Source organism: Hymenobacter roseosalivarius DSM 11622 (genome assembly GCF_900176135.1).
In the GTDB taxonomy this organism is placed as follows: domain Bacteria; phylum Bacteroidota; class Bacteroidia; order Cytophagales; family Hymenobacteraceae; genus Hymenobacter; species Hymenobacter roseosalivarius.
Genome location: NZ_FWWW01000007.1, coordinates 1 through 22,671 on the forward strand (window position 1 = coordinate 1; position 22,671 = coordinate 22,671).

Consider the following 22,671-nt stretch of genomic DNA (forward strand, 5'->3'; position numbering starts at 1 on the left):
TTCTAGCAACCTGTGTTCCAACGTCACAAAGGGCGGTGACTTAAGGCGGCGGCCCTACGCCTAGCCAGGTAGACCACCTCACCTTACTCGCTCGCCACGAGGCGACACGGAGCAGGAGCCGGGGTGGCACCTGTTACGCGATAAGACCCATCCAACAATAACCCCAACCATTCTGTGGCTGGAGTTATTGTCTTCAAAATAGGTGGCAAAAGTAACTATTGCCCGATAACGTACACCGGTACTGCCTGAGCATCGATGCCCCGGCCGGTTTCCTTCTTTACCTCTTTTCCATCCAGCAGGATAGAGCAGGTAATTTCTGATGCCGCCGTGCCCCCGTCGATGCTGGCCAGGATAGTCAGGTTGTCGCCCTGCTTCATGGTGCGCTTGAACTTGTAGCTCGCCGGCAGCGGCGTATTGCTAAGCGTCGTATTGCCGCCGCTTTCGTTAGTGTAGCTCAGGTAATCCGATTCCAGGGCATTGGAGGTAACCTGGTACTCCACCTGGTACTCTTTTGGCCCGGAGGGCGTAGCGTCGTTGTCTTTTGAGCAGCTGGTGGCCAGAGCCGCGCAGCTCAGCAGTAGATAGGCAAGTCGTTTCATAGTTGAGAAAGGAAAGTTAGCGGAAGTGATACCGCAGGCCGGCGCTGGCATTGCCGGGCCATTGGTCAATAAGAGGGTTGTTGAATAGGTAGCCTTTCGTGCCAGTGGCCACGAGCGAGAGGCGGTTACCGAGGAAGAAATCAACTTCGGCCCCGGCCTGGGGGCCGTAGGTGAAGCGTTGCGGCTCGTTGGCGTCGGCGGTCAGCTCACCCGTACGATTCTCATGGGTGCGCTCGTAGCCGGCCCCCGCCCCAAAAAGCAGGTGTACGTAAGCAATCTCCCCGATTCGGAAGAGTTGCGGAGCCAGGAATAACCGCCCTTGATAAGTGGAGTATTCCCCCCGAGCGGCAAGGTTGCCGGCGTCACGTAGCCCACTGGCCCGTAGCGCCAGCTGGTCGGTGAGCATAGAGGTGTAGCTCAGCTCGTAGTAGTCGCCTTTTTCGGAGCGGCCGGCGTGGACCCCCCAGCTGGAAATATGTTTAACGTGGCGTTGGGCCAGGGCCGGCAACGTGCCGGCCCCAGCCAGGGCAAGCGCCACAAGCAGGAGCTTTTTCATACGTAATTAGCGACGAGGACGGGAGCGGTCCATTTTAATAAGCGACTGTTGGACCAACACGTCCGCGTACACCAGCTCAGCGGCTTGACGGGAAGGGCCCGGCTGCGCGGCTTCCGCCAACAGCCGGTCGGCTTCCTGGCGTAGCTGCATGGCCTTAATCAGGTTATCGTTCGAAGAGTTGAGAGCCGCCATGCGCTCCCCTTCGGTCATGGCGTACCGGCCCGGGTTTTTCAGCGTCGCATTCATTTCAATGCTTTGCTGGGTCATCTCATCGGCGATCTTGTAGTAGCCGAAGGCGGTAGCAATCTTCTTCTTTTGCATCATTTCCTCGTAGGCGAACGTGGAAACGGCGGCTTCTTCCCGCTTGGCCTGATACTGCGAGGAACTCATGCGGTTGTTGCCGGCCGTAGCGCCCGCCCCGAAGCGAGAAAACACGTCATACACCGTGTTCAAGTCCTGCTGCGGGTTGCCCATCTGCAAGGCCTGCCGCAGGCGTTCGGCCTTCTGAAACACCGGCATGTACTGGTTGCTTTGGCCCCGGCCCGACATGGCCAGCGCCCGGGCAAACAGCTCCTGGGGGTTGGAGAGGCGCAAATCCTGAATGCTCTGGACCTTGCGTAGGTCGGCCTGCACCTGGCGCTGCAGCTGCAGGGTCTGGTCGGTGATGTCCTTTACCTGGCCGGTGATGTCCTGGGTGACGCCGGCAATCTGCCGGGCATCTTTTACCACCTGGTAGTTCTTGACCGTTTCGGTCCATTGGGCCAAGCGCTTGGCGAAGTCGCCAATGTGGATGCCCATGTGCAGCGGGTCATTTACCACGGCTTGCGCCGAGGCCTGCTGGGCGGAGAAAACTAGCGTAGCAGCCGCCAGGGCGGGCAAAACAAGCTTTTTCATAGTCGTAAGCTTTTAGGTGAAGGGAAAAGAATCAACGACCACTAGCGGCTTCCGGCCCCAGCTGGCCGGCCGCCGCCGTGGTAATCAGGATGGGGTAGCCATCGGGGAGCAGCACGTCGCGCAGCTTGGTGCGTGTTTTGGGCCGGGATAGCACCGACGCCGCGACGCGGCCCCCGACGCCCACCACCGAGTTAGCGGCCGAGGCGGAGCGGTCGATAGCGGTACTGAGTTCCTGCGTGGTCTGCTGCTGCAGGTCGCCCGCGGCCATGGAGGCATCTTTGGCAATGCGCTTCACCGGGTCAATCATAATGCCGGGCATATAATTGAAATCGTAGATGTCCGCGTCCACCCGCGTGGGTCCGAGGCGGTTTACTTCCAGCGTCACGTTGTTGGTGCCCACCGTGGCTACGCCCGCAAAGACCATGTTCTTGGGGAAGGTCACGCCACTGACTACGGCATCTTCCAGCAGGCGCAGAATAACCACCGAGCCGGTGCGTACCTTCTGCTCCCCGTTGATGACGCACTTAAAAAACACGTCGGGGGTGAGCTGCTGTTGCTGCTGATAGTTGCCCGGTGCCATCATGCGCGAGGAGCTCCCGCCCACCTTAACGGTATTGAAACCATCCCTGCCCGGTGCATTCAGGCGATTAGCCAGTAGCTGGGCCGTCTGATTGGGGTCCCGGTAGCGTTTGCCCGTCATGCGCTCATAGGCAGCGCGGGTTTCGGGCGGGGAGCTGGCCAGCATCGCCAACACGTCCGGGTCGGTTTCAAACGGGGTACCGTCCGCGTCCCGCGCCGGCACCAGGCTACGGGCCGCAGCAGAAGTGCGCCGCCGGCCACCGCCGCCGCCGGCCGTGATACGCCGACGGGGCACCACGAGCGTTTGCGGCCGGTAAGAGCCGGTACCAGGGTCCTGGATAGTGGTTTCAATGGTATCCACGTCGGCCGCGGCCGCGCGGGCAGCCTCCGCGCGACGCGCCGCCTGAGCGCGCCGCCGACGCCGTAGCGCCTGCCCGGTCGTATCTACGGCAAACACATCTACCACATCCTCCTCGGTAGGAGCCGCCGGGGTAGATTTGGCGTCCATTTCGGCGCGGCGCTGGGCCTCGATTTGGGCCGAAGGCGAGGCGCTAGGCAATACCGGCGCGGTTTCGGGCGAGGCGATTTCCGGCTCGATGTTGGCCGAGGCCGCCGCTACCGGCTCCTTTTCCTGCTGCGCGGCTTCCTGCGCGGACTTAAGCCACAGCAGCAGCCCACCGACCACGAGCAGCAGCAGTAGGCCGGCGAAAACCATCCAGTTGTTGCGTAGAATATCCGTGGGGGTGGGTTTCTCGACCACGGCCGCGGGCCGTTGGTCCCGCGCATTGTCCGGGTTCGGCTCTCGTGCGGCCGGCTGGTTTGGGGAGGTAATGAGTTCCATAGTGAGGGGGCCAGCGGCCTTAGATGGTGGAGGCGCGGTTAATCACCCGCGAAGGCACCGGCAGCACCAGCACCCGCGCCCCGTTGAGTTCGCGCAGGGTTACTTCCAGGTAGCCGCGTTCCGTGGCCGCGTACAGGGGGATGGCATAGGTCAGGTAGCCGGTCGTGCGGCCGGTAATAATCTGATTGGCCGCGCCGCCCGAGGGGGCCAGCGGGCGGCGCGCTTCGTTCCTTTTCTTGGCTAAAAACTTCTTTTGGGCGTTTTCCACCAGCTGGAAGTCGGTGAAATCGACATTGTAGTCAATGTTGGTTTTGTTGATGACCTTCAGGCGCAGGTAGGTGAAATCCTTATCGTTGCGCACGTTGGCCAGCAACAGCACCAAGTCATTTTCCACCACGGCCACCGCCTGATGCTCCTCTCTAGCTTTGCGCAGTTGGCTGAGCTTGCCCTCCACCTTGTTTTTCTTCGCCAGCTCCCTATCCAGCGCCAGCTCGTTTTCGGGGGCAGAGCCGGCCAACGTGCAGTTGGCGCTCATGCCCAGGGCCCCGTCTTTCTGAAAGTCGTAGAGCTGCAGGACTGGCCGGTTGACAAACACGAGCCGCCCCAGCCAATACTTTGACCCGTAGCGAATCAGCATGGGGGTAGGGGGAGCATTCCTGCGCTTGGCGCGCACGAACACGGCATTGGCTTCGATTTTGACCAGGTAGTTACCTGCCATGCCCACATCGACCAGCGACACCGGACCCCCGAACACGAGGTAGGTAGTGGAGCTGTCCGATACGGCCACATCCAGCAGGGTTTCATTGGCCACCACCGCCGAGGCAGGCGGGCGCTGCGTGCGGGCGGTTTGGGCCGCAGCTACAGAAGCGGAAAGGAGCAGGCCCAGCAGGGTCGGCAGGATATAGGTACGCATGGTTGAAACCGGGTTTAGGAATTAGCGAGTAGGGGTCGGGACTGCATCGGGAGCCGGCGTCAGGCGGCTTTGCGCTTCCTGGAGGCGACGTTGCCGGTCAGCTTCCTGGGCCAGCAGCAGCTCCTGCTCTTCCCGCGTCAGCTGCGGGGTGTAGGGGATGTAGTCGAAGTTGGTTATCAGCAGCCCGTAGGGGTTGGCATCCGAGCGGTTGGTTTCTTCCAGGTTGAAGCGGGCGGCCAGCGGCAGGGGCTCCTTCTGCTGGCCCCCGATGAAAATGCGCTGCTTGATGTACACCGAGCCCGACCAGGGGCGGCGGCTCATGTCTACCAGCACGCTGTCCACGGTCACCACGTTGCGGGCCGCGTAACGCTCGTAGTTCTGCAAGACCTGCCCGCGGGTGAAGCCCTCGTAGATGCGCCGGCCCCCGCGCCCCTCAATCAGGGGCAGGGCCGCGTCCAGGTTGGCTTTGTAGGTGTATTGGTCGTGGCCAAACATGGTTTGCATGAACTGCCGAACCAGGTTGCGGGCCTCGTAGGGCGTGTGCGCGTCGTTGGCGGCCGAGAGGGCGGCCACCGAGCCGGACTGCGAGACGACGTACACGCGCTTTCCGCTGTTTTCGTAGGCCCGGTACACCAGGTAGCCCGAGGCCAGGGCCACGAGCAGCAGGGCAAAAATGCTCCCCAGCGCCAGGTTGCGCATGGTGGAGAAAGAGGTACTTAGGTCTTTGGCGGAATCCATTTTATTGGGGGTTATCAAGTCAGGGTCTGGTCGATTGGGCATTTTCTTCCCTACCGCCCCTATTGACTGAGCGGGAGGAAGGTCATTTTACTGGCTTGGGGTACTCCGCCCTTGTCCCGGTAGGGATACACCACCAAGGCGGGCTGCTGCTGGTTGTCCTGGCCAGTGAAGGCATACACGGTGCCGCGCACGGTAACCGGCTTTTCCGGGGCCACGTTGTGACTGGTATAGTTCTCCGAGCCGGGCACGATGGGGTTGATCCCCCCCAGAAGGAAGCGGGCCAGCGTGTCACGCCCGGTCGGCGCGTACAGGGGCATGGACGCCGGTACTGTCTCTGTTCCGTAGCCTTTCGGTACCCACTTGATTACCGCCTCGTAGCCAATCCGGTAGCCCGGCATTGACCGGGCCGCGCCGGCTTTAAGCGAGCCCCACAGCGGCGGTAGCGCCACTTGCAGCGGTTCAATCCGCAGGGCCTTAGCTGACACTACGTGCAGGTACCCTTCTGCCGGGAGCAGCTGCTCGACCGCGGGCCGAATGTCCACGGCCGACGTGGGCAGTGGGGCAGGAAGGCCAGCGCCGGCCCCGGCCGCCGCTGGTGCAGCCGTAGCTGGTGCGTCAGCCGTAGCGGCCGGGGCTTTGGTTTCGCTCGGCTGACAGCCCGCCAGGGCCAGCAACAGGACAGCGGATAGCAGAAGATTTTTCATGCGTTTCGTCTTAAGGAGCAGAGGTTTAGGTAGTCCAGAGGCCCGAGGCCCGTTGCCGGTAGGAAGGGTTCAGCGCGTCTGACATGGTGATGGACGGCAGGCCCGAGGAGGCCGAGCTACTTGCTTCGCTGCTGCCAGCACTGCTGCCGCCGCCGCCGCCAGTGCTACCCCCACTGCTACTACCCCCACTGCTGCCGCCACTGCCGCCCGCGTTACCCATTGCCCGGCCCACGGCCGAAGCCAGGCCGCCGCCCCCAGGGGATGCCACCCCGGCCACCGTCGTAGCCGCGCCCACTGCCATACCGGCCATCTGGCCAGCGAAGCCCTGCACGGCCGAGGAGCCGATAAACAGGGACGTGAGGTAGGGCACGATGCTATACAGCAGCACGAAGGCCACCGACATGAGCATGAGCTTGGTATCATCCACCGACTGCGCCGGCCCACCGCTGGCCAGGATGCCGCCCGCAACCCGCTGGGTGTCGGCAAAAAAGCCATACATGGTATCCAGCAGCACGAAGGTGAGGCCCCACATCTGCACCGCGAGGAAGTTCTGCAGCCACTTCAGGGCCAGCTGCCCGAAGGCCGGAATGACGGAAAGCGTCATGGCAATCGGCCCGGAAACGTAGAGGAAGCCGAGGATGAACTGTTGCAGGAACGTCATGATTTCCCGGACGATAAGCACGGTGGTCGCCGTGAAAAGCCGCGTCATAATGCCCGAGAAGGTGAAGGAGCTGAGCGTATCGGAGATGCTGCTAATCATCGCCGCCGCCCCCGAAACAATGTCGCCCATGCCGATATTGTCATTGCTGGCCGCCGCCGCTACCGCCGGGGGCGTCGTCAGGGCGCTGAGCGCTTCGGCCGCGGACTGGTCGGTAGCGAACAGGGCCGTAAATGCCGCAATGCCGGTGCCCAGGGTATCCATCAGGCTCTGGTAGAAAAAGAGCAGAAAGAATATCCAGGTAGCCTTGATAATCGGCCCCCAGTCCATTGCCAGGCCACTGCCGCTGATAAAGCCGCGCCCGATGGTGTAAAGCAGGGCAATACCCATCAGGCTAGGCGTCAGGAACCGGCAGGCCGTGAGCACAATGGCTAAGGTCTGGTCGCAGGCGCGCAGAAACCCCGGGTCGATGCCGTAGGCCACCATTAGGAAGCTGCTCATCATTTCCCCCCGAGCTTGCGGCTCTGCTTATCTTCGACAAACTGGTCCACGGCGTAGTCGAGGCGTTGCACTTTCACGTCCTCGTACTGTATCTCCCCATCGGGGCCGACTACGCGCTGACCGGCCTTGTCCATTTTGGGGCGCCGGTTGGTCTGCTGGTAGAATTTCACCAGCTTGCCCAGGTGGTTGCGCTCCATGGGCTTAGACGTCAAAACAGCATCCAGCTGCGGGGAGGCTTCCAGGCCAAACACCTTTCCTTTAGCGCCCTGCTTGATGAAGAACTCGCGCAGCTGGTCCGTGGAGCGCACCGACTTAATCAGGTCCATCTCGTGGCCCGTCAGCCCGAGGGGGGCCTGCAGCTGCGCGAGCGAATCCGGGTTGAGGTGCCGCAGGATAATTTTGGTAGCCGAGTTGTTGATGATAGCCGGCCCGATTTTGCTGCTGGTAATCTCCGTGATGCCCTGCGTGATGATGGTCACCGAGCCGTTGGTTTTCCGAATCGTGCGGTACATGGATTCGATGAATTCCGACAGCACCCCGCTTAGCATCGTCCAGGCTTCATCCAGGGCGATGTACTTCACCGCATCCGGGAACTTGCGGAACAGATCCAGGCTCAGCTCGGTGATGAGCATGGCCACCACCGGGTAGAGGTCGGGGTCGGCCTGCACCTTGGCCAGGTCAAAGCAGATGAGCCGGTACTCGCTCAAATCCACGTCGCGGCGGGCGTTGAGCACCCGCTCGTAGCGGCCGCCGCTGATGTACTGGCCCAGCACCAGGAAAAACTGGTGCATGTCAATGTACTTCAGGTTCTTCTGGTACTGCCGGCGGGCCCCGTCCAGCGGATCCGCTTCCTGCCCTTCGCCGGGCACCGGGACGGGCTTTTGCATAGCGGCATCGTAGCGCTCCACGAAGCGGTAGAAGCTTTCCATGCCGGGCAGCTCCTCATCCTTCTGCCCCAGCTGGTCGTGCCCGTTGAGATACCCGTAGTATTCAATCAGAAACCGGCTCAGGATGGTGCGCTCCGACTTGTCCAGGCCCGCGTCCTTGCCCCCTTTCCAGAGGGCGGCCAGCAGGGCCAGATGGAAGTTGGTTTTCTCGTCGTTATAGAGCCACTTGTTGCCGTTGGCCTGGTCCCGCGGCACGATGAAGGGGTTGAACTCAATCGGGCGCTGCGGGTCGTACTCGAAGTAGGTGTTGTCGAAATCCTCCCCGTTGAGGGACTGCAGCACGTTGCGGTAGGTGCCGCCCACGTCCATGATAATCTGGCGGGCCCCCTTCTCGTAGCGTTGCACAATCAGGTTGCCGAAGGTGTAGGACTTGCCCGAGCCGGAAGGCCCGATAACCATGGCATTCTGATTGTCCAGCGCCGTGTTGAACAGGTTCACCTGCACCAGATTGCGGAAGCGGTCCGTGAGGTATTCCCCTACCGGGTCGGTCTTGTAGGTAGCGGTCCAGTGCATGTAGCAGGCCCCCCGGTCGGCCGTGGTTGTCAGCCAGCGGTCGGGCACCTGGTTGGCGTTGCCCGGCAGCAGGCCGAAGAATACCGGCAGGGCCAGGTAGCTTTCCACGACGCTTTCGGTGCCGAACATGTAGCGGAAGGCCGCCGTGGCCCGCTCGACGTTTTCCCGCCGGCTGGTATCGCTGGTATCCCACAGCATAACCGAGAGGTGCAGGCCCACTATCTGCTTGTTTTCGGCCCGCACCTCGGCGGTAAACGCCTCGACCTCCGCGGCCCGCAGGTGGTTATCCTGCGTGGCCAGGAAGGAGAGCGAGGCGTTGAGCTTGCGGTCGGTATCCAGGCTGCTCAGCTCGGCGCGGGTATCCTGAATCATCAGGGCCTGGGTGAGCACGTGGGGGCACTGGAGAATATGCGTGAGCGGGTAGAGCATGGGCGCGGTAACGCCGTAGCTGTTGCGCACGGCCGGGTAAGCGCCCGAGCCCTGCCCCACCATCGACAGGACGTTGACCTTCTGCTCGCCCACGCTGAACGTGCCCAGGTCATTGCCGATTTCGCGCTCCTGCCGGGTCGGCTGAGCGTCGAAGCTGAGGTTGAAATACTGCAGGTACAACTGGTAAATTTCCTGGCTGCTGAGCCGCTCGAAGGTGACGCCGCCCAGGTTTTTGATGCCCTGAATGAACTCCACCGCGCCGCTTTCGGCCACCTCCAGGGTTCGCACCAGCTGCGCAAACGGATTCTTGAGCACGGCCTCGCCGGCGCGGGCCACCAGGGCATTTACCGCGTTGGTTTTGGGCGACTTTACCGCAGCCGGCGCAAACGAGAGGAACAGGTAAGACTTCTGGAACAGCACCAGCCGCTCGTAAAAGTGCTTGTTCATCTTGTTTTCAAAGTAGGTCTGCTGGGTTTTGTCTTCCCGGTAGGGCCGGTCGTAGTAGAGGTCGGTTTTCTGCACGATGCTACCCACCGGCAGCGCCCGCAGCACCCCGACGAGGGCGGCCTGGAAGGCCTCATAGTCTTCGATGGTCCAGCTTTCCATTTCGGCCGGCTCGACCAGAAAGCCCACGCCCACGCGCCCGTCCTTGAAGACAACTTTGTCGCCCTCAAAGCTATGGACCGGCATCACCGCGTTAAAGGCGGCGGTTTTTGGTTTTTTTGTCATGAGCAGGAGTTGGTAGAGGCCCCACGGCTAGGCGGCGGGGCTGGATGAAGGTGAAGGAGAGCCAGCCCAGCAGGAAGCCGGGTGCTTGCTTGCGGCTCAGGTAGCGCAGGCCCATGATGAGGCCCAGTTCCCCGACAATGATGAGCAGGTAGACCAGGCGGGGGATTTTAACCGCCATCCCCAGAAATCCGAGCAGCAGCACGGAACCGATGAACAAGCCAACCAGGATACCCAGGTCCTGAATATTCATGCCCAGGACCTGGGCTGGTCGCTCAATAGCCTTATAGGAGCGCATGAGAGCGGCTACTCAGGGCTTAGCGCACACCCCCTTCGCCCCCGCCTACGGCCCCTACCAGGTCGTCTTTAAACAGCTGGAAACCGAACCACAGGATAACCCCGCCGACGAGCCAGCCCAGGGAGCCCAGCGCATCCGGGGCACCCTGCACGAACTTCATGACCACGCGAATCAGGCCCACAATCAGCACGATGGCGAAAATGACCTGCACGATGCCTACAACCGTATCCTGCACCCCGGCTAATGCTGCCTCGGCACTTTGAGCGCGTGCCGGCGCGGAGAGCAGCGCCAATCCCAGCAGCAGGGCGTAGGCGCGTTTCTCCGAGTGGGAGGGGTGGTAGGCTTGACCGGCAACCGCCAGCTTCTTGGCCAGGAAAAGAGGGTTCTTATACATAAGAGTGATGGAAAGGGGGTTTGGTAGTGGGGTGCTTATCTCCCAAAAAGCAGGCCTGGGAATTCGCAGGAAAGAGCTGACCAGCGGCCAGTAACACCGTTAGCCAGGCGCGGCGCCTTCCGTTATCAGGGCCGCCAGGGCCGCTTTCTGGCCATCGGTGCCAGTTCGTAAAGCCGCCCGGTTGCGCTGCTTTAGCGCTACCGCGGCTTGGCGGTTTGCCTCGTCATTTCTGGTGCGCGTAGCTTCCGTCAGCGGGTTGGCGTAGAGGGTTGGCGGCACGGCATCGTCAGTTGGGGCTGCAGCGGACGGCGCTGCTACTGCTACCGGCGTTGCGTCGGCAATGGCCGGCTTCCTGCCTGTTGCCGCTGCCTTATCGGTACCGAGCATATCCAGCACGTTCACCTTGGCACCGGGAGCGTGGCGAGAGGACCGGAGTGGTAGTGTTGGCGCTTCTTTCCTGGTAACATCCTCCGGCTCGTTAGGCTGCTTAGCAGCCTGCTCTTGTTGCTGCTCTGGTTCGGCGCCCGGGGCTGCGTCAGCACGAGCTGCTGCTTTTGCCTGCTCTTCCTGTACCCGCAAATCCTCGGCGGGCATGAGCTTCGATAGCGGGCTGCCGGCGGCCGGCGGGGGGACCGTCGTTACCGGCTCCCGCTTGGGAAGAATAGTTGCCGGGCCATAATGAGATGACCACACCGATTTATGGTTGCTTTTTGCCACGAGATCTATACTCCTGGCCTTGCCCTTGATGCGCCGCCAGGCTAGGCCGGACAGTACACCTAGTAAAATGAGGGCAAGCGCGACGAAAAGGGCCATTTTCATATGAATCCTGCTTACGGATGGTATTCTGAAAGAGTTCTGCAAATACTCTTAAAATACTCTTTAAAACTTCTACAATGATTCTGCGTTAGCACCCATACCACAGTAGCGTGTTGTCAACGGGCTACTGTGGTATGCTTTGGTTGTGGTACTATTTTGGTTTTTTGTGGTGTCCTGCTTGCAGTGATTGACTGCAATTCGTGTATTTGTGGATTCTTCGCTCCTCTTTTCGATCCACCTACACCTTTTGCACCACAAAATCAACCGCCTGCATGGTACCATCTCCTCATGTCTCAGCCCCCCGAAGCTTTCCTGACTTAAACCTCTCCGTTCCCTATGCCGATGTTTTACGCTACGCCCAGTCTCGTTTATTGATGCTGGGCAAAGGGGAGCTGAAATCGTTTTGCGAGCAGCACGAGCTTCCCTACACCAGCATCGTGGGCCTGAAAAACAACTCCCTCAAACGCGAACAGCCCCGCCTGCTGCAACGCCTGCTCCGTAGCCTCGATGTCGCCACTGAGCTAATCAGGATTCCCCCCAATAGTGTAAGCCCCCGCTTTCTCTTTGCCAACCTGGAGGCCCTGACCACTTTTCAAACGCAGTTCAAGTCCTTCGATAGCAATACCCCTCCCCTATCTGATTCCGAGCACGCCGCCGGCGCATCGGAGTCCCCAGCCCCGTAACCACGACCGGATAGTATTCTTGGTAGTGAGGCGGTTCCACCCACCGCCTCCCTTTCCCCGCCCGGAGCTACTGGTCATCAACGACCACCCGTAAGCTCCCCGCGATGAACGCCCCTACCCGAGAAAATGACCCCACCGAGCTTGACCGGTTCAAGCGTACCATTGACCTGGTTGACTATGCCGAGCGCCAGGGCTACCAGGTAAAGAAGGAAGGCAAGCTCGGCGATTGGCACCAGCTCGAAAAAGACGGGGAGGTGCTCATCGTCACCCGCAAAGCCGACCACCAGGTGTACCTGAACACCGGCGACGACCGCGACAAGGGCAGCGTCATTGACTTTGCGAAAACCCGGGGCGGCAATGGCCACGGGCTGAATTTGGGGCAGGTTCGTCAGCAGCTACGGGAGTACCTGAATGACGGAGCTGCCCCAACCCGCGTCTACGCCGCTCCGGTAGACGTTAGTCGGCTCAACGCCCTGCCCGTGGGCGACCCGGACCACGAGCAGCAGCAGCAGCAGGACCGCAAAACACGGCTCATTGCGGAGGTGCTGGGCGTGAACAAGGAGCTGACCGACCGCTCGTACCTGCACGGCCGGGGTATTACTGACAGCACGATTGAGAGCCCCGCTTTTCAGGGCCGCATCTTCACCGCGCAGCAGAACGAGCATAAGAACACGGCCTTCCCCCTCTACAATGAGCAGGGCCTGGCCAGCATCGAGCAGAAGAACGAGCACTATAAAAACCTGCTGCCTTTGCCCAAAAATGGCGTTTGGGTTTCTCATCCGACCCAGGGCAAGGATACGCCGGTCGAGCGGGTGGTAGTCTCCGAGTCAGCTATTGACTCTCTCTCCCATTACCAGCTAAAACACGCGCAGGACTCCAAAAATACGCTTTACATCGCTACCAGCGGCACCCCCACCGAGGCGCAGGTAGCCTTGATTCAGCGGGTGATTGATAAGCAGGAGCCCAAAGAAATCGTGCTGGCCAATGACCGGGATGCCGGCGGGCGGCAGTTCAATATGAATTACATGAATGAGCTGCACCCGGCCCGGCCGCTGATTCCCGTAGCTGACCAGGAAGCTTATAAGGAAGCCAGCCGGCCGGTGGAGTGGCACGCCACGTCGGACAAGTACCACACGGCCTTGAAAGTAAGCTACCACCACGAGAGTGCTGAAAACGGTGCCGTCCAGGTGCAGCAGCTCACCGACCGGGTAGCCAGGATGAACGGCACCCAGGAGGCTGGCCCCACCATTGAGCTGGAGGTGCAGCGCAGCACCGAGCGGGAAACCGTCCTTCGCTTGTCGGTGGCTAAAGCCGACACCGCGCAACTCGAAGTCATCAGTCAGGAGCTGTACCGCCAGCGCGAGCAGCTGCGGCCCGCGCAGGAGCGCGGGCAGGAAGTCTTTATCCGCGTTGATTATCCGCAGGCCAAGGACTGGAACCGGGATTTGGAACTGACCGCGCAGGGCCTGAGCGCGGAGCAAATCCGCGCCCAGGCTCAGTTGGACGAACAGCAGCGCGCCGCCGAGCGGGAGCAGCGTCAGCAGCAGCAGCGTCAGGCCGAGTACGCCCGTTCCGCCGCGATGGAGCGCGATGAGCAGGAAACCAGCCGCCAGTACGACGAGCAGCAGCGCCAGCAGCGGGGGCGCGATAACAGCCCTGAAAGACAAGAGGAGCGCCAGGCCGAAGACCGTCGTTTCAACCAGGCGGTGCTGGGCGCGGCAGCGGCCGACGCCGGCAGCCAGGAGGAAGGAAAGCAGTTCCGCTCTTACCGCACCGAGCAGGAAGCGGCAGCGCACACGGCGCAGTTCGTGCACGCCAAGGATGCCGGCCTGGTACTGCTGAAGGAGTACATCAATGACAACCCCCCTCCTACCGGCCGCAAAGTCGATGAGGCCGAGCAGGAGGAGCTGCGCGGCCGGGCCCGCTTCGCAGAGCCCCCGGTGGTAACCAGCTTGCCCGCTGGCCCGTCGGCGGAGGAGAAAATGGCGACGTGGCGAATTGACGAGGTAGAACCCAACACCACCGGCCGCGCTGAGGCCTGGAAGGAAGTTCTGGATAATTCCGGCTACTCGATGCGGACGAGCGAAGTCCGCAGCACCATTGATGAGCAGGGCATCCGCTGGGCGGAGTTCGATATGACGTATCGGAACGACCAGCCGGACATTGCCATCATTCACGCCATCGTGACCAACACCAATGCCCGCGCCGAGGCCGGCAATGAAAAGTATGCCGGCGTTAGCGTAGCGGAAAGCGAATCTGACCGCGCCGCTCGTCAGGCCGCCGCTGAAGCCGCCGCCATCCAGCCCCACAACCGGGACCGTAGCCAGGACGTGGCCGCAAAGCCCAGTATCGAAGCCACTACTACCGCGGAGGTGTTCAGCACTGCCATTCAGGGTAGCGAGAAACAACTCATTATCAAGGTAGACGAGCCCGCTACCACTCAGGGCGAGCGTGGCCAAGCTGAGGCCGTACAAGCCGCCATTATCGGCAGCGGCGCGAAAGCCGGCGACATTCAGAGTACGACCGATGCCGAGGGCATCCGGCACTCGGAAATGAAAGTGTCGTACCGCACCGACCAGCCGGAGATTTCCCGAATTAGCCACACGCTGGATGCCGTGGGCCAGCAAAGCGGCAGCCAGGTTATTGAGCACGGCAGCGACCGTGCCGAGCGCCGCGAGCTGAGTAGAGGCCAGGAAGCGACCATGCCAGCGCGGAATAATGAAATCACCCGGTAAGCGCTTCCCGACTGATTTGTCGAACTGGAGGGTAGTAACAATCAGCGCTTTGCAAGGGAAATGATAGCTTTTATGGGGTTCTTTCAGAAAACGGAAAATATAGCACGTTAAGCGGCATTACACCCATGACTTTAACAAAATCTACCGTTTTCCTAAACGGTCGGAGTAGAGCGGCTGGCTACCTTTGGGAACAAGCAGCGGCACTCTGGTTAGCGCTACTTGCCTTTGCGATGGAGCACAAGACGTGGATGCGGCGCGCTTACCTGCTGCGCTATTCTCCAGTGTCCTGCCTTTTAGCAAATCAGCGCGGCTAGCTTATTCGCCTATCATTACTCTGCCCGCAGGCTCAACACGGGGTTGCGGCGGGCAGCCCGCCAGGCCTGCACACTCACCGTGAGCCAGGCAATGAGCAGGGCCCCCATCCCGGCGGCCGCGAAGTACCACCACTGCCATGCCACGCGGTAGGCAAAGCCTTCCAACCATCGCTGCAGTAGCAGGTAGCTCAGAGGCAGCGCCAGCACGATGGCCACGACAACCAGCCTGGTCAGGCTGCTGGTCAACAGCCACACAATGCCCAGCTCGCTCGCGCCCAAGGCCTTGCGGATGCCGATTTCTTTGCGCCGCCGCTCGGCGGTGAAGGCCGACAGTCCCAGCAGGCCTAAGGCGGAAATGAGAATGGCCAGCCCGGCAAAGTAGCGGGCGAGCACGGCGACCCGCCGCTCGGCCACGTACTGGGCCTGGTAGTCGGTATCCAGAAACGTGTAGTCGAGCGTAAAGCCGGGGTTGTAGGCGGCGTACAGTTGCTGAAGCCGCGCAATCGTGGCCTGCTCCGCGCTGGGCTGGAGCTTCACTAGCACCGTGTTAATCTGGGGGTCGAGTCGGAGGAGCAGGGGTTTGATTTTTTCGTGCAGTGACTCGTAGTGGAAGTCGCGGACCACGCCCACGATGCGGGCGCCGTCGAGCCGTTGGCCCACGGGGTCCGGCATCCCCAGACCGGCCACCAGGGCCTGGTTGACGAGGACGGCGGCGCTGTCAGCGCGGAACTGCGGCGCAAAGCTGCGGCCGGCTACTAAGTGCATGCCCATCGTTTCCACCAGGCCGTAGTTGACCAGCATCGTCGCTACGGGCAGGCGCTTCCCCTGCCAGCTCATCTCCGCGATGTAGCGCCCCCCCAGGAAGCCGCCCAAGACGCTGGACGCCTGCACGACGCCGGGCAATTTCTTCACCTCGGCCAGAAAGGCCGCCTGCTGACGCGCCGCCTTGCCGCCCGTATCAAAGCGGAGCACGTGCGCCTTGTCGTAGCCCAGCGGCAGGCGCTGCACAAACGCCAGCTGCGCGTTGACGACCACCACGGCCACGATGAACAGCACCGAGAGCGTGAACTGCAGCACGACCAGGCCCTGCCGCGTCCACACGTCGCCGGCCCTGGTCGGCAGCTTGCCTTTCAGCACGGCCGCCGGCTGGAAACCCGACAGGTAGAACGCGGGGTAACTGCCCGCCAGCAGCCCCATGCCCAGCGCCAGGGCCAGGCCGGCCCCCACCAGCTGCGGCTCCCACCGCAAGGCCAGCGGCTTGCCCGTCAGCGCGCTGAACTGCGGCAGCACGAGCTGTACCAGCCCCACTGCCACGACTAGGGCCAGCAAGGCCATCACCACGGACTCGGTCAGGTACTGCCCCACCAGCGCGGCGCGGCTCGCCCCCAGGGCCTTGCGAATGCCCACTTCCTTTACCCGCCGCGAGGCCTTGGCGGTGAACAGGTTCATGAAATTGATGCTGGCAATCACCAGAATGAGCCCGGCAATCAGGGCGAACAGCCGCACGTAGGCAATGCGCCCCCCGGTGGCGACGCCGTTTTCGTAGGTGCCGTGCAGGTACCCCGCCGAGAACGGCCGCACAAACAGCGTGCGCGCCCGGGCCTGGGCCTGCGCGCTTTTGGTCTTCAGTAACCCTGCCAGCTTGGCTTGAAACTGCGCGGGGTCGGCGCCCTCCTTCAAGGCCAGGTAGGTGTTGAAGGGGCCGTCGTCGTCCCACTTGATGGTTTCGCTCATCTGCATCCGGTCCTTGAACGAGGCAAACGGCAGCACGAAGTCAAACTGCTCAGACGAGTTGCGCGGCACCCCGGCAAACACCCCGGCCACCAGACTGGTCTGCGTGCTATCGGCGGCCAGTTGCCATTTCACGGCCTTGCCCAGGCTGTTCTGCGGCGACCCAAAGAGCTTCGTAGCCAGGGCTTCTGAGAGGACAATGGCGTGTTTATCCCGCAGCACCGTGGCGGGGGTGCCCACCAGCAGGGGGTAGGAAAACAGCTGGAAGAAGGCCGGGTCCGCGTATTTGGGGACGGCGGTGAGGTGCTGGCCGCCCGCCGTCAGCGTGAACGCGGGGAAAAACGGGACCGGCGTGGTGGTGGCCACAAATTCAATCTCCGGCATTTCCCGCCGCAGGGCCTCGGCCAGCAGCGGTATGGTGCCGGTTTGGGTCTCGATGCCGGCGGCCGTGCGGCGATTTTCCAGCACCTGGTAGAGCCGGCCGTCCAGGGCGTGGTAGCGGTCAAAGCTGCGCTCATCGCTTATCCACAGGTAGATAAGCAGCGCGCAGGCCAGGCCGGTCGAGAGGCCAATCAGGTTGATGAAGAACGTGCTTTTGAACCGCTTAAAGTTGCGGTAGATAAGCAGCAAAGGGTAGGGAAGCATGGCCGAGGGGGAAGGAACGCGTTCAGAATTGGCTGCGGCTGTTTTCCAGCACCACCTGCCCGTCGAGCAGGCGGATGACGCGCCGGGCGTACCGGGCGTCGTGCTCGGAGTGCGTGACCATGAGCACGGTGGTGCCCGCCTCGTTCAATTCAGTCAGCAGGCCCAGCACGTCGTGGCCGCTGGCCGAGTCGAGGTTGCCGGTGGGCTCGTCGGCCAGCAGCAGCGGCGGGGCGTTCACCACGGCGCGGGCCACGGCCACGCGCTGCTGCTGCCCGCCCGAGAGTTGCAGCGGAAAGTGGTTGCGCCGGTGCAGCAGCTGCATTTTCTCCAGCACCTGTTCCACGCGCTGACGCCGCTCGGCGGCCCCCACGCCGAGGTAGCGCAGGGGCAGCTCCACGTTCTCAAATACCGTCAGCTCATCAATCAGGTTGAAACTCTGAAATACGAAGCCCAGGCTGCGCTTGCGCAGCTCGGCCCGCTGCCGCTCCGAGTAGCGGCTGGTTTCGGTGCCCAGCAGTTGCAGGCTGCCGCCGTCGGGCTCGTCGAGCAGGCCCAGCAGGTTGAGTAGCGTCGATTTGCCGCAGCCCGAGGGGCCCATGATGGCCACAAACTCCCCTTGCTCCACCGTCAACGAGACGTGGTTCAGCGCCTTGGTTTGCACCTCTTCGGTGCGGTATACCTTTTCCAGATTTTCGGTCTTAATCATGATTAGCAGTCTTTTATGGCCAAGTAGTTAGTAAAATGCCTACGGCTGGTGGTTGTCCAGCACTAGTTCCTGTTGGTCGGCGTACCCTTCGTAGCTGGAGGTCACGACCTGGTCGCCGGGCCGCAGGCCTGCCAGCACCTCGTAGTAGTCGGGGTTCTGCCGGCCCAGCCGGATGGCCACCCGCTGGGCACGGGTGCCGTCGGCCCCCAGCTTGAACGCCCAGTTGCCCACGGTTTGCTGGTAAAAGCCGCCTTTGGGCAGCAGCACCGCCGGGGCCTTCGCACTCAGCGCCAGCCGGATGGGCAAGGTCTGGCCCCGCCGCAGGCCTGGTGGCGGGGTACCGGTAAAGGCCAGGTCGATTTGCAGGCCTTTGGCCACTTGAGCGAAGATTTTGGTCACGCGCAAGGCATACGCCTGGCCATCCACCACCACTTCGCCCACCTGACCGGTTCCGATGCGAGCAATGTAAAACTCGTCCACCGCGGCGTGTAGTTTCACGCCCGCCAGCGCGTCAATTTGTCCCAGGCGCTGGCCCCGGGTTTTGGCCTCGCCCACTTCCGCTGCCAGCGAGCTGAGACGCCCGCCGACCGGGGCCCGCAGCAGCAGGTCGTCCATCTTGCGCCGCATCAGGGCCAGGTTGCTGGTCATGCGCTGCACCGATTCCTGCATGGTGCCCAGCTGCTGCTGCATGGCCACCGAATCCTGGCGCAGGGTCTGTTGCGTGAGCTGTCGTCGGCGTAGCTGGTAGCGGTAGGCGTTCTGGCTTTGCAGGTAGTCCTGCCGCGCAATCACCTTCTGGTCGTACAGCACCTGGTTGGTATCAAACACCCGACGGGCCTCGGCCAGTTGGAAGTCGATGTCCGCCAGCTGATTCTGGCGCAGGATGCGGTTTTGCAGCAATTGGTTGCGGGTATTGCGCAGGTTGTTCATCAGGTCGTACACGGCCGTTTCGCGGTTCACCATTTCCAGTTGCAGGTCGGGGTTGGCCAGCCGGAGCAGGGGCTGGCCCGCCGTTAGAGTCGTGCCTTCTTCCACCAGCACTTGCTGCACCGTGCCGGCCTCCGCCGCGTCCAGGTACACGGTGCGCAGCGGCTGCACCACCCCGTCGATGGCCGTGAATTCCTGAAAATTACCCCGCGTAACAGGACTGATGGTCAGCCGGCTGGTTGCGACGTGCAACCGCTGGCCCGGCCGGGGCCAGTAGATGCCTACCACTCCCGTGCCCGCCAGCACCAGTGCCCCCAGCCACCACCAGCGGGTGACAAACGACCACTTTTTCTTCGGTATAGGGACATCCATTCGGTTCGGCGCAGGAAATAGCAGCAAAAAGCCATTGACCGGAGGTGCCAAGAACGATGCCCTTCTTGTAATTTATTGGTAATCAACATTGTAATTTCAAATTCCGATTGCCCGCTTTTGCCGAGCGTCCGGTTTTGATACAGTTGACCGTTCGGTTCTGATACAGTTCGAATCGGTTGACGGGCAGAAAGCGGCCGGGCTGACTGAAAACGAGTATCTTCTGACGCTTGCACGGTTTGTGCGGCGAAAGCTAGGGAGGACGCCTGTCAGCCCCGACTTTTACGTTTTACCTACCCTTTTCACATGATTCCCAAGCACGCCCGCATACTCGTGGTGGACGATGAGCCCGATGTGCTGTTCGCTCTCAAGCTGCTACTCAAAACCGAGGTGCGGGAAGTCGTGACGGAGAAAAACCCGGAACTGCTGCTCTCCCTGCTCCGCCAGCAGCACTTCGACGCTGTGCTACTCGACATGAACTACCGCAGCGGTCAGGCGACGGGCAACGAAGGCTTCTACTGGCTAGGTCGTATCTTGGAGCACGACCCCACCACGGCCGTTATTCTGATAACGGCCTATGGTGACGTGCGCACGGCGGTGCGTGCCCTCAAAGCCGGGGCCACCGATTTCCTGCTCAAGCCTTGGCACAACGACCAGCTGCTGCAAACGCTGACCACCGCGCTCCAACCTAAAACCGGCAGCAAAAGCGGGAGCAGCCCCAAAAAACAAGTCGGGCCGGCCGCGGCTATCGCTCTATTGGGAGAGTCAGACGCCATGCAGGAAGTACGCGCTATTATTGAAAAGGTCGCCCCGACCGAAGCCAACGTGCTGCTACTGGGCGAGAACGGTACCGGCAAAGAATTGGTCGCCAAATCCCTGCACGAGCAGTCGCGCCGCGCCGCCCGGCCCTATGTGGCCGCCGACGTAGCCGCGCTCAGCGAGGGGTTGTTTGAAAGCGAGCTGTTCGGGCACACCAAGGGCGCGTTCACGGATGCCCAGGCCAGCCGCGTGGGCCGCTTTGAGGCGGCCACCGGGGGCACGTTGTTTCTGGATGAGATTGGCAACATTGGCCTGCCGCAGCAAGCCAAGCTGCTCACGGCCCTGCAAAACCGCCAGGTGGTGCCCGTAGGAAGCAACGTACCCGTCCCGGTGGACATCCGGCTGCTGTCGGCCACCAATGCCCCGTTGCACGCCCTGGTAGCCCGAGGCACCTTTCGCCAGGACTTGATGTACCGCCTCAATACGGTCGAAATCACGCTGCCGCCCCTGCGCGAACGGGCCGACGACGTGCAGCTGCTGGCCCGGCATTTCGCGCAGGTGTACGCTGCCCGCAACCGGCAACCCGAGCCGGAATTCAGTGCCGCTGCGCTGCGCAAGCTCCGGGAGCACACCTGGCCTGGCAACGTGCGGGAACTCCAACACGCCGTGGAGCGGGCCGTTATCCTGGCGGTCGGCCCCGTGCTGCTTCCTGCCGATTTCTCGTTCCGGAGCCCCGAATCGGCGCCGGCTTTTGGGGCGGCTGCGACCGTGGCTGAGCAGCCGCTGCCGTTGCTGGAAGTAGAAAAAAATACTATCCGGCAGGCCATTGAGCGCCACCAGGGCAACCTCACCAAAGCGGCCAAGGAGCTGGGCCTCACCCGCACCGCCCTCTACCGTCGGCTCGACAAGCATGATATTTAACCGCCTGGACGTGCGCCTGCTGGGGCGGCTGGTACTGCTGGTGGCCACCCTGGCCGGGGGCGGCTACGCCGCGCTGCACCACGCCTACGCGCTGGCCTTTGGGGCACTGGTGCTGCTGCTACTCCTGATTCTAGACCTGACCCGCTACCTGACGCGCGGCCAGCAGGCCCTGGCCGACTTTACCCTGGCCCTCAAGTACCGCGACTTTTCGCGGCAGTACCCAGCGCAGTCCGTTCCGGCGGCGTTGCGGCCCTTGCACGCGGCCTTCAACCAGGTCAACGCCACGTTTCGGGAGTTGCGGGCCGAGCAGGAAGGCCAGTTTCAGTACCTGCAAACCATCCTGGCGCTGCTCGATACCGGCATCGTGTCCTACGACGCGGCAGGCACCGTGGCCTGGGTGAACGAGGCGTTTAAACAGACGCTGCACCTTCCTTACCTGAAAAACATTCGGGCGCTGCAATCCCGCCAGCCGGTCCTGTACGAGGCCATCTGCCGGGCCGTGCCCGGCCAGCCCGTGGTGGTGAAACTGACGGTAGGCCTGCAAACGGTGCAACTGCTCGTATCCGCCACCCAGTTTAAGCTACGAGGCGAAGCGTTTACACTAGTAGCTTTCAAGAACGTGAGCCAGGCCCTGGCGGATACCGAAACGGCCGCCTGGCAGCAACTGCTACGGGTCATGACGCACGAAATTATGAACTCAGTAGCCCCCATTGCTTCGCTGGCTGATTCGTTGGGCCGCCACGTGCAGCGCGCCCGGCAGCAGGCAGCCACCGCCGAACTGCTCGAGGATGTGGGCACGGGCATTCACATCATCCAGCAGCGCAGCGAAGGGCTGCTGCGCTTCGCCCAGGTGTACCGCAACTTTAGCACCCTGGCCTCGCCGCAGCGCACCACCCTGTACGTGCAGGAATTGCTGCATGCCACCCGGCAGCTGCTGGCGGAGCAGCTGGCAGCGCAAGGCATCGAGGTCACCCTCAGCGTCCGGCCCGCGCACCTTACCCTGCATGCCGACGGCCACTTACTGGAGCAAGTGCTCATCAATCTGGTGCTCAATGCGGCGCAGGCAGTCACACAGATACCTAACCCTCGCATTAGCCTGCTGGCCTGGCCCGATGAGCAGGAACGGGTGGTTATTGAGGTGAAAGACAACGGGACCGGTATTCCCGCCGACTTGCTGGACAGCATCTTCATCCCCTTTTTCACCACCCGTCCTAACGGTTCCGGGATTGGGCTGAGCTTGGCCAAGCAAATCATGCAGTTGCACCAGGGCAGCATTCAGGTCCATTCCGTAGAGGGAGCCGGCAGTGCGTTCCAACTGTGGTTTCCCCTCTCTATTACCCTATTAGGAATATGAACATAATCCTCCTTTCAGCGAACCGCAGCAATTGGTATCTATCCACCGCTATTTGAAGCGGCAACGGGACTGTTTTAGGGGTTTGGAGTTTACGAAACCCGTTTACGATTCAAAGTTTACGAAATGCGCCGAGGGGATGAGTTTCGTAAACTCTGCTTGTAGCCTTTTCGCAGCGGGTTTAGCTTACCAGACCGAAAGTTTGACGTGAATCAAGATAAATAAATGGTGGGTCCAGAACGAATGGCTGGAATACACAGACTGGCCACACTTTAAGGTGTAGGGCGGAAACAAACGGGTCAAAGGGTCCGGTCGTGTTGGTTTGGGCCCTCGACGACTGTGCGCCGCTCTATCGACCAGGGCCCCGCGTGGTGCCCACCCCTCAAAAGCAATTCTGAGATGACAGCCAGCCCGCTGAAAAAGC

General features: G+C 61.8%; 19 protein-coding genes. 4 read left to right on the forward strand and 15 right to left on the reverse strand.

Going from position 1 to position 22,671, the window contains the following annotated elements; all coding sequences use genetic code 11:
- Positions 1-215 precede the first annotated feature (215 nt).
- The 12 genes from B9A24_RS00080 to B9A24_RS00135 form a co-directional block, all read right to left on the reverse strand.
- Positions 216-599: a hypothetical protein gene (locus tag B9A24_RS00080; RefSeq protein WP_084442962.1), complete on the reverse strand. Its 384-nt coding sequence runs from the start codon at positions 597-599 to the stop codon at positions 216-218.
- 16 nt (positions 600-615) lie between these two features.
- Positions 616-1,155 (reverse strand): hypothetical protein, encoded by a 540-nt coding sequence (locus B9A24_RS00085; protein WP_084442963.1) that lies wholly within the window; start codon positions 1,153-1,155, stop codon positions 616-618.
- A gap of 6 nt (positions 1,156-1,161) precedes the next feature.
- Positions 1,162-2,049: a hypothetical protein gene (locus tag B9A24_RS00090; protein ID WP_084442964.1), complete on the reverse strand. Its 888-nt coding sequence runs from the start codon at positions 2,047-2,049 to the stop codon at positions 1,162-1,164.
- A gap of 31 nt (positions 2,050-2,080) precedes the next feature.
- Positions 2,081-3,469: a conjugative transposon protein TraM gene (gene traM, locus B9A24_RS00095; protein WP_084442965.1), complete on the reverse strand. Its 1,389-nt coding sequence runs from the start codon at positions 3,467-3,469 to the stop codon at positions 2,081-2,083.
- Between the two features lie 19 nt (positions 3,470-3,488).
- Positions 3,489-4,382, reverse strand: coding sequence for a DUF4138 domain-containing protein (locus B9A24_RS00100; protein WP_084442966.1), 894 nt, complete (start codon positions 4,380-4,382; stop codon positions 3,489-3,491).
- A gap of 21 nt (positions 4,383-4,403) precedes the next feature.
- On the reverse strand, positions 4,404-5,120 hold the full coding sequence (locus tag B9A24_RS00105) for a conjugal transfer protein TraK (RefSeq protein WP_143434654.1): 717 nt from the start codon (positions 5,118-5,120) through the stop codon (positions 4,404-4,406).
- Positions 5,121-5,179: 59 nt separating this feature from the next.
- Complete coding sequence (locus B9A24_RS00110; RefSeq protein ID WP_084442968.1) at positions 5,180-5,824, reverse strand: hypothetical protein; 645 nt, start codon at positions 5,822-5,824, stop codon at positions 5,180-5,182.
- A gap of 25 nt (positions 5,825-5,849) precedes the next feature.
- The gene (locus B9A24_RS00115) at positions 5,850-6,986 is read right to left on the reverse strand and encodes a hypothetical protein (protein WP_084442969.1); all 1,137 of its coding nucleotides are present in this window, start codon (positions 6,984-6,986) and stop codon (positions 5,850-5,852) included.
- Positions 6,983-9,601, reverse strand: coding sequence for a VirB4 family type IV secretion system protein (locus B9A24_RS00120; RefSeq protein ID WP_084442971.1), 2,619 nt, complete (start codon positions 9,599-9,601; stop codon positions 6,983-6,985). The genes B9A24_RS00115 and B9A24_RS00120 overlap by 4 nt, the downstream gene beginning before the upstream one ends.
- Positions 9,570-9,896 (reverse strand): hypothetical protein, encoded by a 327-nt coding sequence (locus tag B9A24_RS00125; protein ID WP_084442973.1) that lies wholly within the window; start codon positions 9,894-9,896, stop codon positions 9,570-9,572. Before B9A24_RS00125 ends, B9A24_RS00120 begins: the two co-directional genes overlap by 32 nt.
- A 19-nt stretch (positions 9,897-9,915) precedes the next feature.
- A complete protein-coding gene (locus tag B9A24_RS00130; RefSeq protein WP_084442975.1) occupies positions 9,916-10,290 on the reverse strand; it encodes a hypothetical protein in 375 nt (124 codons plus the stop codon).
- Between the two features lie 99 nt (positions 10,291-10,389).
- Complete coding sequence (locus tag B9A24_RS00135) at positions 10,390-11,109, reverse strand: hypothetical protein (protein ID WP_084442977.1); 720 nt, start codon at positions 11,107-11,109, stop codon at positions 10,390-10,392.
- A 269-nt stretch (positions 11,110-11,378) separates the two neighbouring features.
- Between B9A24_RS00135 and B9A24_RS00140 the strand changes: the two genes are divergently transcribed.
- Both B9A24_RS00140 and B9A24_RS00145 read left to right on the forward strand, forming a co-directional pair.
- Positions 11,379-11,789: a hypothetical protein gene (locus tag B9A24_RS00140; protein ID WP_143434656.1), complete on the forward strand. Its 411-nt coding sequence runs from the start codon at positions 11,379-11,381 to the stop codon at positions 11,787-11,789.
- Positions 11,790-11,893: 104 nt separating this feature from the next.
- Complete coding sequence (locus tag B9A24_RS00145; protein ID WP_084442981.1) at positions 11,894-14,524, forward strand: toprim domain-containing protein; 2,631 nt, start codon at positions 11,894-11,896, stop codon at positions 14,522-14,524.
- 329 nt (positions 14,525-14,853) lie between these two features.
- Here B9A24_RS00145 and B9A24_RS00150 read toward each other — a convergent pair whose 3' ends face one another.
- From B9A24_RS00150 to B9A24_RS00160, 3 genes are read right to left on the reverse strand one after another with little or no spacing between them, the layout of a single operon-like run.
- Complete coding sequence (locus B9A24_RS00150; protein ID WP_084442984.1) at positions 14,854-17,214, reverse strand: FtsX-like permease family protein; 2,361 nt, start codon at positions 17,212-17,214, stop codon at positions 14,854-14,856.
- Between the two features lie 22 nt (positions 17,215-17,236).
- Entirely contained in the window at positions 17,237-17,920 is a 684-nt protein-coding gene (locus tag B9A24_RS00155; RefSeq protein ID WP_022821726.1) for an ABC transporter ATP-binding protein, read from the reverse strand.
- A gap of 39 nt (positions 17,921-17,959) precedes the next feature.
- Positions 17,960-19,219 (reverse strand): efflux RND transporter periplasmic adaptor subunit, encoded by a 1,260-nt coding sequence (locus B9A24_RS00160; protein WP_084442986.1) that lies wholly within the window; start codon positions 19,217-19,219, stop codon positions 17,960-17,962.
- Between the two features lie 303 nt (positions 19,220-19,522).
- Here B9A24_RS00160 and B9A24_RS00165 point away from each other — a divergent pair, with 303 nt between their 5' ends.
- Positions 19,523-20,896: a sigma-54-dependent transcriptional regulator gene (locus tag B9A24_RS00165; protein ID WP_084442988.1), complete on the forward strand. Its 1,374-nt coding sequence runs from the start codon at positions 19,523-19,525 to the stop codon at positions 20,894-20,896.
- Complete coding sequence (locus B9A24_RS22880) at positions 20,886-22,250, forward strand: sensor histidine kinase (RefSeq protein WP_084442991.1); 1,365 nt, start codon at positions 20,886-20,888, stop codon at positions 22,248-22,250. The genes B9A24_RS00165 and B9A24_RS22880 overlap by 11 nt, the downstream gene beginning before the upstream one ends.
- Positions 22,251-22,671 lie beyond the last annotated feature (421 nt).